We start from the raw sequence: 15,840 nt of genomic DNA, 5'->3' as shown, positions 1-15,840 counted from the left end.
ATTTTGATATGTAACCAAAAGCTGGTGGTTATGTCAGCAAACTTATACCACCAGCCCTAGATAAGAGTATAAATTATTATGAAATTTTTATCAGCTAAAAGTATAAAAGTTACTCAGTGTTTTAACTATATCAACTGGCATGAGTTAACACTTAAAATTACAGAGCCAAGCGATTTAGGCACCCTAACGCACGCACAAGCAAAGGCTAAAAGTCCTGTTATCGCAGCTAATGACGCACCCGACAAAACCAAAGAAACAGTTTTAAAGCACAATAACTTTACATTGTTAAGGTTAGACCTAGACGACACCAAGCTGGATATAGATTCCATTGCCGATACGCTTGAAGGTATGGGCATTAAGTCTTACATCATACACACGACAGCGAGCCACCAGCAAGACGGTAAAGGCAACCGCTACAGGGTTTATATACAAATAGCCGAATCTGTCACTTACAAGGTATGGGCGCTGTTGGAAAGCTATCTAAGCTATGTATTTATGGCGGACGATTGCGCCACAAGACCCCAGCAAATAATGTATTTACCTGTGCGCTTTGATGGTGATTGTTACGAGTATAAAATAGGGGAAGGCGAACCACTGAACGTTGCAGACTCGCAAATTCTAGTGAATGCGGAGAGGTACGCACAAGAACAAACCAAGCAACAAGAGCAGGCTATTAAGTCAGCACCGATTAAACCAGCGTATAAGCAAAACCTAGTCGGGAAACAAATATCTATTATTAACTTAGTTAATAGCGGTTTCACGTGGGAGGGTTTACTTAGCCATTATGGGTATAAGCAACAAGGTAAAGCTTATTTACCACCCGAAGCCACCAGCAAAACCGCAGGCGCTTATATCTTAACAAGCCATACCGATGGCAAAGAGCGTTATTATTCACACCATGAAAGCGACCCATGCGCTACAGGGCAATGCTTAGATATGTTCGATTTTATTGTTATTCGTGAATATGGCGGAGACTATAAACGCGCATTGCATGACATTGCGAAAACTCAGTTTAAGCAAATACACAAACATAACCAGCAAGAGTATTTTACTCACTTGCATAATGAGAGCGTAAACGCATTTTTTGCAGGGGGTGAAAAATGAGTCTGCCAGCAATTAATAACATACCTGTAGAGGTTGAAAAGACAGCCGAAAAAACGCCTATGTTAAGCCCTAAATTCCCCGATGTAAAAATAGGTGAGGACGGCAAAGGGCGCACATTAAACACAGCCGAAAACTTAAAAGCGTTGGGCAAATTTTACGGTATAGAATTTGGCTTTAATAAGATGACGTTTGAAGCAGAGCTGGTGAAAGGTACACAATCATTAAGTGATGATTTTGAAAGTGTCAGAAGTCATTTAATAAGCGCAGCGGCTATACACTCACTGCCAAAGTCTGCAATTGATGATCATATATTGGCGATTAGTCGAGATAATCCTTTTCACCCTGTTAAGTTTTACTTAGATAAGGGCGAATGGGACGGTATAGAGCGCGTTAGCAAGGTTATAAAGTGTTTAAATGCTAAAGATGAACAACTAGCCGATTCTATTATGAAGCACTGGCTGGTGGCGTGTGTGGCGTGTATTTATGAGGACACATTCAAAAGTAAGTTAGTGCCAGTTTTACAAGGCGGTCAATCATTCAGAAAGACGGCATTTATTGAGCGTATAGCTAGTGTATTGCCACACTCTTTTTTAGAGGGCGCAGAACTAAACCCAGATAATAAGGATAGTATCTTATCTAATATACGGTCATGGATTGTTGAGCTTGGCGAACTTGAGCGGACAAGCAAAAACTCACAAGGCAGCTTAAAGGCATTTATTACAAAGTCTATTGATACAGTGCGCCCACCATACGCCAGAAGTGATATAAAAAAGCCGCGCCAAACGTGTTTTATTGCGACAGTAAACGATAGAGACTTTTTAAAAGACCCGACAGGCTCAACACGCTTTGCAGTGCTTGAACTTGAAAGCGTTATTGATATGGACACCTTAAACAGTTTGCTAGGTTGGACGTTTGACGGTACAGGCGCAATAAAACAAACCGACCCCGAGCAACTACACCAGTTTTGGCTTGAGGTTAAAAAGCTTTACTTAGACGGTTACGGTTGGGCGCTAAGTGATGAGACACAAGAAAAGGCACTATCTGTTAATGATAACTTTCAAGATAAGGGTTTTGCTTACAATCACATAGTTGATAATTATATCGCACCAGAAAGTAAAATTGATTTGCCGCAGTGTATAGAACGCCCAACATGTATAAATGGCTGGTTTACCGCTGGTGAATTAGTAGCAGAAGATAGGAAGTTTCAATCAAACCATTCAGCAATTGTGGGTAAAGCCTTAAAGCTTTTAGTTAATGAGGGTTTTCTTAAACGTAAAAAAGGTAGAGCAAACAGCACCGCTTACAAGATAATTTTACAGGTTACACCAGCCGCTAACGACAGTTATGACGATGGGCTTGAGGATTATTTTTAAGCGATAGAATAGCCGCTTCTGTTTTTTAAATGGTTAAGTGGTTAAGTAGTGGTTAAGTAGATTTTATTTTACTTAACCACGCTACACCCCTTTATATACAAGGGTTTCAGGTGTTTTTGGTTAAGTGGTTAAGTAAAAACGCTAACTTTAAATTTTTATATGATAAATAGTAGAGGGGGTACGACCCACACACAGCAGCGGCTAAATTCCGTAAGGTGGGTAAAGTCACTTAACCACTTAACCATTTTTACCGCAAAGCCACACCGCTAAAGGCTTGTAGGCTGGTTAAGTAGATTTTATTTTACTTAACCATACCTAACCACTTAACCACTTAACCACTTAACCACTTAACCATGTAAATGCTATAATATAACAATACTGATCACACAAGCAGCGACTAGCTTTTGCGAACAGTGAAATAGTTACACAATTTTTAACACTAAACGGAATAAACAATGGCAGCAGGTAAAAAAACAGGCGGACGTAAAGCAGGCACACCCAATAAGCTAACGTTTGAGACTCGACAGTTATTAGTAAATGCTTTAGCTGATGAGTTTGAACAATTACCCGAACTACTCAAAGAGTTAAAACCAGCCGAGCGTATAGACGCAATTTGTAAATTATCTAAATTTGCACTTCCAGCAATAGCACCAGTATCAACTATTAAGATTGAGAACAGAGAAAAGGCTAATGATGATATGTTTGCCGTTAATCTAAACTAGATAAAAATAGATAAGGAATTTCGGACGCAAATAATAAAAGATTATAAATCTCGGTGTCACGTTAAACCTGCCTTTAATTGATAACCACTCTCCAAGACTTGTAAACAACACTATTTATTGTAATAGTAAATCAAACAATATAAGCGTTATGGATAGGCAATAAGTTAACAGGGTTTTTGGCCTGTCAAAACCTATAACATGAGATTTAACTAATAAGGATGTTTATTATATGAACTTTTTCAATAAAGCTAGCCTACTTTCTATATCTATTTTACTTGCTTCCTGTGGAGGTTCTGAAAGCGAAACTAATACTTTTGATGAAGAAGTGGTACTGAAAAAGCCAGAAAATGTGGCTGCCATTTCTGATAATGGAGAAGTTATAGTTAGTTGGAATTCTTCACCGTCTTACAATTATGATATCTACCTATCAACCGAGAAAGGGTTACAATTCGATAGTTATGCTAACTTTGATAATTCACAGTGGATAAAAAGCGTCACATCACCTTTTTTGTTTACGCCTGATGATTATACGAAAAAATATTTTTTTACAGTTGTAGCAAAGTTAGGTGACAGAGAAAGCGAACAAAGCCCAATAGCCAGCACTGTGCCGCGCTATCAAATAGATGGAGACGTCATAACAGACTTGGGCACATCTTTAGTTTGGGCTCGATGTAGTGTAGGTCAAGTATGGAGTGACTCAACAGAAAATTGCGAAGGAGAAGCATCAAGAATATCTAATCTATCAGCCCAAAATACCGCTTCACGATTAGGTGATGGTTGGCGTTTACCAGCCTTAAATGAATTAGTTTCGCTAGTTTATTGTAGTAACGGTATCCCTGATTACTTTTTAACAACTATAGACCAAAAGTGTGACCTTCAAGACATTAACGCTCCAACGATTTGGGCCCCTGTATTTCCAAATGTATCTTTAGAATCTGCTTATCATACAAGTACAGAAAGTGTTCGTAGTGAGTTCCCAAACTATAAGTTTTATAAAACTGTATCTTTTAAAAATGGTGGCGATTCTAATATTGTTGGAAGCGAGCCTACAGCCCAGCATGCTCGGCTAGTCAAAGATAAATAAGCCTACTTAGTATAGAAATTACTGTTGGCCACCCTGACTCACCTATATAAGCAGCATATTTGCTCGTTAAATATTGGGGTGGCGTAATAAACATAATACAAAATAGTAGAGGTAACACCTTTATCCGCATTTACTGGTATAAAACTTTTACTTATGACCTAGCCGCTGCTGTTAATCAACTTAATATCTAGTTTTTCGACACTATAAAAAAGGAATATTTGGAAGTCATACGCTGGTAAGTTTTCCGACACCGTAAAGGTGTGACTTTTCGGACGCATAGGCAAACCGAATTATGATCCGTAGGACGTCCGCGAAAAAATTTTTATATTTTTGTTAGTAGGTATTTACTTGGAAAGCCTTGAAAAGTGGTGGCCCCTCCCAGACTCGAACTGGGGACCTAACGATTATGAGTCGTGTGCTCTAACCAACTGAGCTAAGGGGCCATCTTTGTATAACTGTAAGCAGTTAATTTTTGAAGCGTTTAGCCATAGAGCGACTAAAGCGGGTTGCAGTATAAAAAGTTTTTAGGGGCTTGTCACTAGCAAAAAGCTTTATTTTAACAATCAAGGGGCTAACTGCTCAAATAGTAGGCTTTGAGGTTTTGTTAGTGATGAGTTTTGTAAAACAAATCCATTTATTAATAGCAGCCTGAGTAACTAATACACATACCTTTGGGAGCACTTAGCAACTCAGTATTATGTCCTGCTATGCTGCTACATTATTTTTTGGCAATAATGTAAATCGCATGAATTAATCCAGGGAAATAGCCGAGCAAAGTTAGCAAAATATTTAACCAAAAATGCATCCCTAGTCCTACCTGTAAAAACACACCCAGTGGTGGTAATAAAATAGAAAAAATAATTCTAATGATATCCATAATTTAATCCTTATAATGTTAGCAAAGCAAAAAGCCCAGCAGGGCTGGGCTTTAGTATAGTGTATTATTCTGCAATAACAGTTAATTCATCAACTACCTTGCGAACATCTTCAGCGTTTTTAGCAATTTCCATCGCTAATTGCTTTTCAGCATCAGACTCAACTGTACCTTTAAGAGTTACCACACCATTATCGGTATCAACATCAATGTCTGTACCACCTACTTCAGAATCAAATAAGTAACGTGTTGTGATCACTGTAGTGATTTTAGCATCTGTTAAATCACTTTCAGTGTCGTTACCCATCATTTCAGAATCATGCTTCTTCATGTCGGAGTTTTTTACCACAGTTAGACTGTTTTCAACGTCAGTTACACCATCTAGGCTTAGCACGAGTTCTTCAGCAAGCTCTTTATCTACTTCGCTGTTTACTTTACCTGTTAGCATTACCTTGCCGTTTTTTACGTCCGTGTTGATATCAAAGTTATTTAGATTGGTGTTCATAAGCAATACTGTTTCTGCTTTCCCATCAATCCAAGCATCTTTTTTGCTTTCGTTTTCCCAACTGCTTGCCTGAGCGCCCATTGCGGTTGTTCCTAATACTAGGGCTGCAATCATAGACTTATTAAATGTTTTCATAATCGTTCTCCTTTTGATTAAAGACACTTAAGCTAATGCGAGCATCGGGCCAACATTTTATAACCTTTAATTTCAATAGGTTAATTTAAAATAGTAGATGTTGGCTTAAACCTACTAAGTAAACATTTACAGACTATTGCGTAAAAGTTTCTCGAATAGCGAAACTTACTAAATAATTGTATATTTGGTTAATCTGTCGTTAATATAATAAAGAATCAAAAACCAAAAATTATAAACCACTGAATTTAAACAATTTAATATTTGGTATAAGGCTTGCTTTGAAATAACCAGAAACCATAAAAGGATAATTTAAATGTCTGTTAAAATTGAAGACTGCCCTATTGAGCAAGTTCGTGAGCAAGTGATTGATCAGCTCATTTATAATTACAGCCATGGTGTTATTTCTGTAGAAGCATTTGAAAGGCGCTTAGACGACGCCATGGCAGCGAGTGACAATAAAGCACTTATGGATCTCGTTGAAGATTTAACCTTAAATACTGACCAGCAAGATAAGGCGCAAAAGCACTCTCAGTTTGCACCTAATTATAGCGCGCAGCATGAGACTGATGAAGAGCCACTTACATTAAGAAGCATTCTTGGTTCGAGTGAACGAAGCGGCCAATGGGTAGTTCCTCAAAACATTTATATAGAAAACTACATGGGGTCAATCAATCTTGATTTTACGGATGCTATTTTTACCCACCAACATGTCACTATTCACGTTAATTGTTATTTTGGCAGCGAAGAAATATATGTACCAGAGCACGTTAATGTAGTTTCTAAAATGTTTTGTATTTTAGGCAGTTTTGAAAATAAAACAGTGTCACTTAATAAGCGCCAAGGGCCAACGATTCACATTGAAGGAAAAACTGTTTTAGGCTCTGTGGAAGTTAAAGTTAAACGCACTATTAAAGAAAAATTTATTAGCTTTGCAAATGATCTAAAAACTCAGCTTGGCATACATGGTAAACATTATTAAATATGCTAAACATTGAATGAAGCCATAATAGTTGGCTTCATTCATATTATAAATCGTTATTTCGCTCACTAGGTACATCACTCATGTACTCTACAAACTCAACTTCAAACCCTGCGGGATCAATATAATAAATGTTTTTTCTAAATGGATTTACAGCACCTTTTTTACTTATTGCAAAGCCCGCATGTTTTAGGCGCGCTATTACTGCATTTAAGTTATTGGTTACATAGGCAAAGTGTGCCAAACCAATTTGATGTCCTGATAGGTCGCGGTTTTTCCCTTCACCGTGATCGCTTATAGCAATATATTGCTCGTTATCACCAAAATGTACCCAGCGCCTTGCTTTACCATACCAAGTTCCTTCCCCCTCACTTCTAATTGACCAATAGGGAAACGCTGCTTGGTAAAACTTAAGCATGGCGTTTATGTCACTAACAACTAAATTTACGTGTTCTAATTTCATAACTTTCTTCCTATTAATTGAATATAGAACATCATAAAACCTCAAGTTAACTTTAGGTAAAGCGCTAATTTACAAATTTATTGTCTGTTTTTATTCCGATAAATATATTGAAAGATCATGCCTGTACAAAAAACACTCACAAGTATTTAGGCTTTATGGTTTACTTTATGGCAAAAACCGCTAAAATACGCCGGCTTAAATATATAAACGTTCTTTTACAACCCAAAGGTAATACCATGCATCCAATGTTAAACATTGCGGTTCGCGCTGCGCGTAACGCAGGCAAGCTTATTCTTCGTGCAAGTGAAGACTTATCAAAAGTTGAAGTGCAACAAAAAGGCACTAATGATTTAGTTACGAACATTGATAAAGAAGCCGAAGCCGTAATTCGTGACACTATTTTACGTTCTTACCCTGATCACTGCATCGTTGGTGAAGAGTTAGGCGAACACAAAGGTAAGGATGCTGATTACCAATGGATTGTTGACCCACTTGATGGCACAACTAACTTCATCAAGGGTATCCCTCATTTCGCAGTATCTATTGCACTTAAAGTTAAAGGTCGTTTAGACCAAGCCGTAATTTACGATCCAATTCGTGGCGAACTTTTCACCGCTTCTCGTGGTCAAGGCGCACAGTTAAACAGCAAACGTTTACGTGTATCTAAAACGGTTGAACTTGCCGGTTCTGTTCTTGCAACAGGTTTCCCTTTCAAACAAAAACACCACTTAGATGCCTATTCTGAAGCGTTTAAAGCATTATTCGTACATACCGCTGATATTCGTCGTGCAGGCTCTGCAGCACTTGATATGGCGTATGTTGCAGCGGGTCGTGTTGATGGTTTCTTTGAAATTGGTTTAAAACCGTGGGATACAGCAGCAGGCGAGCTATTAGTTAAAGAAGCTGGCGGCATGGTTGTTGATTTTGCTGGCGGTAATAACTACAACGTGAGCGGTAACGTTATTTGTGGTGCACCTAAGCTAACACAAGCGATTGTTCGTGAAATGCGCCCAGTATTATCTGAGTCGTTATTACGTTAATCGTAATACCGCACTTAAAAAAAAGGAGCCTAGGCTCCTTTTTTGCTTTTTGTTAGCCACTTTTTTTACTATTGGATAAACGCACAACAGCGGGTGCAGGCCTTCTTCGATTACAAATAAATAAGTAGCTGTGACGATAACGTTTTGCTTCTTTTTTAGCATCTGTGGCTAATGCCGCTACTTGATGGCTATTTTTACACTGCTGCAGATCCGGCTCAACTAAACCTATCGATAATGTAAGTAGAGGTACAAACTGCTTTTCGCCCTCTCGATTAGTTGCCCAATACCCTTTTCCAGCAATATGCTCTGGCGTAAAAAATACGCGTGACTGCAATTCAAATTGCGTGATAATGGTATTACAAACCTCCACCGCATCTTTTTTTTCAAACACCACCATAAAGTCATCGCCACCAATATGCCCGACAAAGTTAGCGCTGTGCGCACACGCTTTTACAGTCACATCGGCCAGAAGTTTTATCACGCTGTCCCCACTGGCATAACCATACAGATCGTTAAATTGTTTAAAATGATTTAAATCGATATAAGCTAGTGAAAATGGCTGTTTATGTTGCAGACGCTGCTCTATTACTTCACTAATTGCCACATTACCCGGTAACATGGTCAGAGGGTTAGCATGTTGGGCGTGGCGGATTTTTTCAGCAGTAATGTGCTTTAATATGTCCCTGAGCGGTGCCAAACCTAAATATTTATTATTACTTGTGATAACAATATGGCGACGAATATCAAAGTCTTGCTCTGTTATTTGCTGAGAGACAATATCAAGCATTTGATTTTCATCAACCACCAAAGGCTGTTTATCCATTAACTCAGTGACTTCACATTTATCATAAAGTGCATGCCCGTATGGCGCGGCAAACACTTCTGTTAGCTGATCTTTGTGTAACAGCCCTATTGGCTGCTGATTGCTATTTAAAACGGGTAAGCTAATTATGCGTTTGTCTTGCTCAAAAAGCGCATGAGCTTCTTTACAACGCGTATGACTGCTAATGGCAGGCTGAGCAACAGCAAGCACCCCGATAGCCATTGATTGTTCAAACTTTGAACCTGCTTGAGTCGATGTAAATGCTTGTAACTGCTTACAGTTATAGTCATAGCTTGGTTGTTGGGTGGGTCTTTCTAACAAAAATCCCTGAACATGACTTATGCCTATACTTTTAACTAAATCGAGTTCTTCAGTACGCTCAATTCCCTCAGCAATCACCGCTGTATTTGTTGCCCGCGCTAACACCACAATTGATTTTAGAAATTCTTTTTTAACTTCGCTTTGATCGCAATGATCAATAAAGTAACGATCAATTTTTACAATATCTGGGCATAACTGCGACCATTGCTTTAGACCGGAATAACCTGCACCAAGATCGTCAATAGCAATAGTGAAGCCTAGCTCTCGATAATGAGCAATGGTTTTTAACAGTAAAAAGCCATCATCTACTTTTTCTTGTTCGGTGACTTCAATCACCACACGATTAGCCGCAAGACCAAACTGTTCAATTAAATGTAAGGTTTCGCCTTTAGGGTGGCTCGGATCGAGTAGAATTTTTGGGCTGACATTTAAAAATAACTTCCCTTGTAGATTTAGTTTTACAAAGTTTTCTATGGCGCGAGAACGGCATAAAAGCTCAAGCTCTGAAATTAATTGATATTTATGAGCCGTTTCGAATAGCTTATTTGGCATCGCTAATGGGCTATTTTTAGGGCCTCGACTCAGCGCTTCATACCCAATAATAGATTGCTTAGTTATATCAAAAATAGGTTGGAACAAGGTTGTTATTGCCCCTTGTTGTAAGATTGACTCTAAGGCTTTACGTTGCTCAGTCACTACTAGCTCAAATAAAAATTTAATAAGAGCAATAAAATACCAACTGAGTATGACTATTATGTGACTTATCTAGGAGGCAATAAAAAACCGCTCACTAGGAGCGGTTTTGTTTTAAGGATAATTTAATCTCAATTAAGGCATTGAGTCTAAATCGGCACCTTCTTTTTCAATCACCTCTGGTATTAAATCTTCTTTACTTACGCCCATGGCAATCGCCACCGAGCTGGCAACGTAAACTGAAGAATAAGTACCAATAAATACACCAAATAATAGTGCGGTAGCAAAGCCATGAATAGTTTGGCCGCCCCATACAAAGAGTGCAATTAATACTAAAATAGTGGTAATTGATGTAACTAAAGTACGATTAAGTGTTTGCGTAAGTGACAGGTCAATAATTTCAATGGTGTCGTCAATACGTACTTTACGGAAGTTTTCACGGATACGGTCTGATACAACAATGGTATCGTTTAGTGAGTAACCTATCACGGCAAGTATTGCTGCCAAAATAGTTAAGTCAAACTCTAAACCAAGCACCGAGAATAAACCAATCGTAATGATTACATCGTGTAAAAGCGCGCCAACTGCGCCCACAGCAAAGCGCCATTCAAAGCGAAATGCTACGTAAATTAAGATACATATAAGCGCTGTTAACATGGCAAGGCCACCCTGCTCTTTTAAGTCTTCACCTACGCTTGGGCCTACAAACTCAATACGGCGCATTACTACGCTATCATCAGCTTGTTTAAGGGCAGCAATTACTTGGTTACCAATTACTTCTGCTTTTACATCATCACCGCGAGGGGCTAAACGGACCAGTATTTCTTGGCTTGAGCCAAAAAGCTGTACCGATGCATCAGCAAAGTCGTTTTCAGCCAGTACATTACGTACTTTTTTCAGATCGGCAGGTTGTGAAAAACCTACCTCAACTGCTGTACCGCCGGTAAAATCTAAACCGAAATTTAAGCCTTTAACAAAAAGTGACGCCAGCGACGCTATGATTAATAACGTAGAAAAGCCCATTGCCACTTTTCGAAGAGACATGAAACGAAGGGTTTTTCCGCCCAATCTTAAAATTTGCATGTCTGCTCCTTAAATTGAAAGTTTATCAACACGTTTACCACCAATAAATAGGTTGATCACCGCACGGGTACCTACAATTGCTGTAAACATAGAGGTTAAAATACCAATTGCTAGGGTTACCGCAAAGCCTGCAACAGGACCGGTACCAACAGCAAACAAGATAATCGCCGCAATTAATGTGGTGATATTGGCATCAAAAATAGTACTAAAGGCACTATCGTAACCAAAATGAACCGCTTGTTGAGGGCTGCGGCCATCAGCAAGCTCTTCACGAATACGCTCAAATATAAGTACGTTCGCATCAACAGCCATACCCACGGTTAATACAATACCTGCGATACCCGGTAGGGTAAGCGTTGCACCTGGAATTAACGACATTACACCAATAATAAGTACTAAGTTGGCAGCCAGTGCGATATTCGCAACAAGACCAAAACCTTTGTAGTAAATAAGCATAAAGGCCAGTACAAACGCAAAACCTAAGGCTACAGCGGTCATACCTGCTTCAATGTTTTCTTGACCTAGGCTTGGCCCAACCGTACGTTCTTCTACAATTTGAATAGGCGCAACCAGTGCACCCGCTCGTAGTAGTAAACTTAAGTTATGTGCTTCAGCTGGGTTATCAATACCGGTAATGCGGAATGAACGGTCAAGACGCGCTTGAATGGTTGCTACGTTAATAACTTCTTCCACTTTAATTGGCGGAAGTGCTTTACCGTCACTGTCTTTTTTACCTGATGGCTTGTATTCAATAAACACGGTAGCCATACGTTTACCGATAGCACGCTTGGTAAAGGCATTCATTTTTGCTCCACCTTTACTATCGAGTTTAATGCTTACTTGTGGACGCTGGTACTCATCTGCACCTGACTGCGCACCAGTAATATGGCTGCCTTCAAGAATAATGCGTTTTTTTAGTACCACAGGATAACCATCACGGCTCATGATCATTTCAGTACCCGGTGGGATACGACCTTGAGCAGCGGCGCTTATGTCAGCATTTTCGTCAACCTCACGAAACTCAAGCGTTGCCGTAGCACCTAAAATTTCTTTAGCGCGAGCGGTATCTTGAATCCCTGGTAATTGCACAATAATACGTTCAGCACCTTGACGCTGTACGTTTGGCTCTGCAACCCCAATTTGGTTGATACGGTTACGAATAATAGTTTCGTTTTGCTTGATAGCATAGTCACGAATTTCTTTTAGCTTTAGCTCACTCATAGTGGCAAAGAATGCGTTATCGTTACTGCTATCATCAATGTAAACGTTTAATGGGTATCGGCTTTCTAAAAAGCGCTCTGCAGCATCTTTATCTTCTTCGTTACGCATTTCTACACGCATGCGCTCAGAACCAGCTACACGGCGCACACTACGATAACGTAGTTTTTCTTCACGCAGGTCGCTACGGAAATCTTGCTCCATTTGCTCTAACTGATTATCCACCGCAGTGACCATATCGATTTCCATGGTGAAATGTACACCACCACTTAAATCTAGGCCTAACTTCATAGGATTACCGCCCAGCGACTTTAACCAAGCCGGTTGTGCAGGAGCCATATTAATAGCTGAGATATAATCGTTACTTAGCGAGTTACGCAGTAAGTCTTGTGCTTTTAGTTGGTCTTCAACATTTTTAAAACGAACAAGAATTTGCCCATCTTCGAGCTTTGTCGATTTAGCGCTTACGTTATCTTTTTTGAGGATTGCGTTTACTTTGTCTACAACACTGAGGTCAACATCGGTGCCTTTAGCGCCAGAAACCTGTATGGCCGGATCGCGGCCATACAGGTTTGGTGAAGCATATAAAAGGCCAATGGCTAACACAGCTAAAACAAGTAAATACTTCCAAATTGGAAACTTGTTTAACACGGGGCTGTCCTTATTATTTTTATAGCGACTTCATTGTGCCTTTAGGCAGTACAGCAGATACTGCTGATTTTTGTACAGTTACTTCTGCTTGCTCATTTAATGAGATCACGATGAAGTCTTTATCTTCAGCAATTTTTACGATTTTACCCACTAAACCACCTTGGGTTAGCACTTCATCGCCTTTTGCCATCGCGCTCATTAAGCTTTTATGCTCTTTTACGCGCTTTGCTTGCGGGCGGTAAATTAAAAAGTAAAAAACCAAACCAAAAATCGCTAACATAATTAGCATTTCCATACCGCCGCCTGCTGCAGGTGCGCCAGCGCTTGCATGTGCGTTTGAAATAAATAAACTCATAATACTTCCTCTTTAATTTTTAAATTTTAATTTGTTGTATCAGCTAGCTCTGGCACTTTTTGGCCTCGGCGAGCGTAAAAATCGTGTACAAATGTCTCTAGTTGACCTTCGCTAATAGCATTACGCAAACCTTCCATAACACGTTGATAGTATCGTAAGTTATGGATAGTGTTTAGTCGTGCGCCAAGAATTTCGTTACATTTGTCTAAATGATGCAAGTAGGCACGCGAATAATTCTTACAGGTATGGCAATCACACTCTGGATCAAGTGGGCCAGTATCTGTTTTATGCACTGCGTTACGGATTTTTATGATGCCAGTTGTAATAAATAAGTGACCGTTACGTGCATTGCGTGTTGGCATTACACAGTCAAACATATCTATACCACGGCGAACCGACTCAACTAGGTCTTCTGGCTTGCCAACACCCATTAGGTAACGCGGTTTGTTTTCTGGCATTTTATAAGCACAATGATCAAGAATATTAATCATTTCATGTTTAGGCTCACCCACCGATAAACCACCGAGTGCATAACCATCAAAACCAATCTCTTCAAGGCCTGCTTGTGATTGTGCACGAAGCTCAGGATACATACCGCCTTGAATAATACCAAACAATGCTGATGGGTTGTCGCCATGCCCTTCTTTTGAACGCTTAGCCCAACGAAGAGAAAGCTCCATAGAGTCTTTGGCTTCTTTTTCTGTGGCAGGGTACGGCGTACATTCGTCAAATATCATCACGATATCTGAGCCAAGATCACGCTGCACTTCCATTGACTTTTCTGGCGACATCATAATTTGGTCACCATTTACAGGCGATTGGAACATTACGCCTTCTTCAGTGATTTTACGCATTGCGCCAAGGCTAAATACTTGGAAACCGCCTGAATCAGTAAGAATTGGGAAGTCCCAATTCATAAAGTCGTGTAAATCACCGTGCTGTTTGATGATTTCAGTGCCAGGGCGCAACATTAAGTGAAATGTATTGCCCAAACAAATTTGTGCACCGGTTGCTTTTACTTCATCAGGTGTCATACCCTTAACCGTGCCGTAAGTACCTACAGGCATAAACGCTGGTGTTTCTATTACACCTCGATCAAAAATCAAGCGGCCGCGGCGCGCTTTGCCATCAGTGCAGTCTAATTCAAATTTCATAATATCCTCTGTGTCGGAAAAACAGTCCAACAAGCTATAATTTAACCGCTCGATTCTACCCTTTTTACCACCCTATTACTATTAGCAGTGAGAAATTCACTATGCTTATGAGTAAAATAAAAACCGATAACGCTGAGAATTATTTACGGGTCAAAAACATCGCATCGCCATAGCTAAAAAAGCGATACTGTTGTTCAATCGCCGTATTGTAAGCGCCCATAATGTTGTCTTGCCCTGCAAAGGCACTAACTAACATGATCAGAGTTGATTCGGGTAAATGGAAGTTAGTTACCATGGCATCAACAACGTTAAATTGATAACCTGGAAAAATAAAGATATCGGTATCGCCAAAGTAAGTATCTAACTTGCCGCCATGTATTTTTGCGGCTGACTCTAGTGATCGTACTGAAGTTGTACCTACTGCAATCACACGCCCGCCTTTGGCTTTAGTACTGGCAACCGCATCAACCACATCTTGTGGCACTTCAATATATTCAGAGTGCATGATGTGCTCATCAACACTTTCTACCCTAACTGGCTGGAATGTACCTGCGCCAACATGCAAGGTAACAAACGCCATTTGTACGCCTTTGTCTTTAAGCGCAGTCATAAGTTTATCGTCAAAATGAAGACCTGCCGTAGGTGCAGCAACAGCGCCTGGCTTTTCGCCATATACCGTTTGGTAACGCTCACGGTCGGCTTCGTTATCTGGGCGGTCAATATAAGGAGGAAGCGGCATGTGGCCCACATCATTTAAAATATCGAGCACATTTTCACTGCGGTCAAACTCAAGCTCAAATAAGGTATCATGGCGTGCCACCATAATAGCTTTTGCTTTGCCCTCTAAAATGAGTACATTACCTGGCTTTGGGGATTTACTCGCACGAATATGCGCAAGAACGCGGTGTTCATCTAATACACGCTCTACCAGCACCTCAACTTTACCGCCTGATTCTTTTTGACCAAACATACGCGCAGGTATTACTTTGGTGTTGTTAAAAACCAGTAAATCGTTTTCGTTAACCAGTTCAAGAATGTCACTAAATATTTTATGCTCAACAGCACCGCTCGGCCCATCTAAGCTCAATAAACGGCTACTGGTTCTGTCTGCTTTAGGAAAACGAGCAATTAATTCATCAGGTAAGTCAAAGCTAAAATCAGCTACGCGCATTGTTAGAATTCCACATCATTTAAAATCGCGCCAAGTGTATACCCAAACCACCTCAAAATGCGAGTTTCAGTTGGAATTAAAAGCGATTTAGG

The 15,840-nt window shown here is 39.9% G+C and carries 15 protein-coding genes and 1 tRNA gene; 6 read left to right on the top strand and 10 right to left on the bottom strand.

Features of this window, described 5'->3' with window-relative positions:
* Nucleotides 1-78 precede the first annotated feature (78 nt).
* From CWC14_RS09515 to CWC14_RS09500, 4 genes are all read left to right on the top strand, one after another.
* A complete protein-coding gene (locus tag CWC14_RS09515; protein ID WP_138562586.1) occupies nt 79-1,104 on the top strand; it encodes a hypothetical protein in 1,026 nt (341 codons plus the stop codon).
* The gene (locus CWC14_RS09510) at nt 1,101-2,477 is read left to right on the top strand and encodes a VapE domain-containing protein (protein WP_212746550.1); all 1,377 of its coding nucleotides are present in this window, start codon (nt 1,101-1,103) and stop codon (nt 2,475-2,477) included. Before CWC14_RS09515 ends, CWC14_RS09510 begins: the two co-directional genes overlap by 4 nt.
* 455 nt (nt 2,478-2,932) lie before the next feature.
* The gene (locus CWC14_RS09505) at nt 2,933-3,199 is read left to right on the top strand and encodes a hypothetical protein (RefSeq protein ID WP_138562584.1); all 267 of its coding nucleotides are present in this window, start codon (nt 2,933-2,935) and stop codon (nt 3,197-3,199) included.
* A 229-nt stretch (nt 3,200-3,428) separates the two neighbouring features.
* Complete coding sequence (locus tag CWC14_RS09500) at nt 3,429-4,283, top strand: Lcl C-terminal domain-containing protein (protein WP_138562582.1); 855 nt, start codon at nt 3,429-3,431, stop codon at nt 4,281-4,283.
* A 366-nt stretch (nt 4,284-4,649) separates the two neighbouring features.
* Here the strand turns inward: CWC14_RS09500 and CWC14_RS09495 are convergent.
* The 3 genes from CWC14_RS09495 to CWC14_RS09485 form a co-directional block, all read right to left on the bottom strand.
* Nucleotides 4,650-4,726 (bottom strand) — tRNA-Ile (locus CWC14_RS09495).
* A gap of 275 nt (nt 4,727-5,001) precedes the next feature.
* Nucleotides 5,002-5,160 carry a YqaE/Pmp3 family membrane protein gene (locus tag CWC14_RS09490; protein ID WP_008466367.1) on the bottom strand — a complete coding sequence of 53 codons (159 nt, stop codon included), beginning with the start codon at nt 5,158-5,160 and terminating at the stop codon, nt 5,002-5,004.
* Between the two features lie 64 nt (nt 5,161-5,224).
* On the bottom strand, nt 5,225-5,797 hold the full coding sequence (locus tag CWC14_RS09485) for a BON domain-containing protein (RefSeq protein ID WP_138562580.1): 573 nt from the start codon (nt 5,795-5,797) through the stop codon (nt 5,225-5,227).
* Between the two features lie 313 nt (nt 5,798-6,110).
* Here CWC14_RS09485 and CWC14_RS09480 point away from each other — a divergent pair, with 313 nt between their 5' ends.
* Nucleotides 6,111-6,776: a LiaF domain-containing protein gene (locus CWC14_RS09480; protein ID WP_138562578.1), complete on the top strand. Its 666-nt coding sequence runs from the start codon at nt 6,111-6,113 to the stop codon at nt 6,774-6,776.
* A 46-nt stretch (nt 6,777-6,822) separates the two neighbouring features.
* Here CWC14_RS09480 and CWC14_RS09475 read toward each other — a convergent pair whose 3' ends face one another.
* Nucleotides 6,823-7,239 (bottom strand): VOC family protein, encoded by a 417-nt coding sequence (locus CWC14_RS09475; RefSeq protein WP_138562576.1) that lies wholly within the window; start codon nt 7,237-7,239, stop codon nt 6,823-6,825.
* Between the two features lie 236 nt (nt 7,240-7,475).
* On the opposite strand from CWC14_RS09475, the gene suhB reads away from it, so the two are divergent.
* Nucleotides 7,476-8,279, top strand: a complete 804-nt coding sequence (gene suhB / locus CWC14_RS09470; RefSeq protein ID WP_010391751.1) for an inositol-1-monophosphatase — start codon at nt 7,476-7,478, stop codon at nt 8,277-8,279.
* A 52-nt stretch (nt 8,280-8,331) separates the two neighbouring features.
* Here the strand turns inward: suhB and CWC14_RS09465 are convergent, their stop codons facing one another.
* From CWC14_RS09465 to queA, 6 genes are all read right to left on the bottom strand, one after another.
* Nucleotides 8,332-10,119 (bottom strand): GGDEF domain-containing protein, encoded by a 1,788-nt coding sequence (locus CWC14_RS09465; RefSeq protein WP_138562574.1) that lies wholly within the window; start codon nt 10,117-10,119, stop codon nt 8,332-8,334.
* A 132-nt stretch (nt 10,120-10,251) separates the two neighbouring features.
* Complete coding sequence (gene secF / locus CWC14_RS09460; protein ID WP_013465987.1) at nt 10,252-11,199, bottom strand: protein translocase subunit SecF; 948 nt, start codon at nt 11,197-11,199, stop codon at nt 10,252-10,254.
* A 9-nt stretch (nt 11,200-11,208) separates the two neighbouring features.
* The gene (secD, locus tag CWC14_RS09455) at nt 11,209-13,068 is read right to left on the bottom strand and encodes a protein translocase subunit SecD (protein WP_055012404.1); all 1,860 of its coding nucleotides are present in this window, start codon (nt 13,066-13,068) and stop codon (nt 11,209-11,211) included.
* Nucleotides 13,069-13,087: 19 nt separating this feature from the next.
* A complete protein-coding gene (gene yajC / locus CWC14_RS09450) occupies nt 13,088-13,423 on the bottom strand; it encodes a preprotein translocase subunit YajC (RefSeq protein ID WP_010391747.1) in 336 nt (111 codons plus the stop codon).
* A 26-nt stretch (nt 13,424-13,449) separates the two neighbouring features.
* Nucleotides 13,450-14,577, bottom strand: a complete 1,128-nt coding sequence (gene tgt, locus CWC14_RS09445) for a tRNA guanosine(34) transglycosylase Tgt (protein ID WP_076921874.1) — start codon at nt 14,575-14,577, stop codon at nt 13,450-13,452.
* Between the two features lie 139 nt (nt 14,578-14,716).
* The gene (queA, locus tag CWC14_RS09440; RefSeq protein WP_008466350.1) at nt 14,717-15,748 is read right to left on the bottom strand and encodes a tRNA preQ1(34) S-adenosylmethionine ribosyltransferase-isomerase QueA; all 1,032 of its coding nucleotides are present in this window, start codon (nt 15,746-15,748) and stop codon (nt 14,717-14,719) included.
* Nucleotides 15,749-15,840 lie beyond the last annotated feature (92 nt).

Source organism: Pseudoalteromonas sp. S3260 (assembly GCF_005886925.1).
Taxonomy (GTDB): Bacteria; Pseudomonadota; Gammaproteobacteria; order Enterobacterales; family Alteromonadaceae; genus Pseudoalteromonas; species Pseudoalteromonas tetraodonis.
Note: the sequence above shows the minus strand (reverse complement) of the source record. Positions and strands in the feature narration are given on the sequence as shown.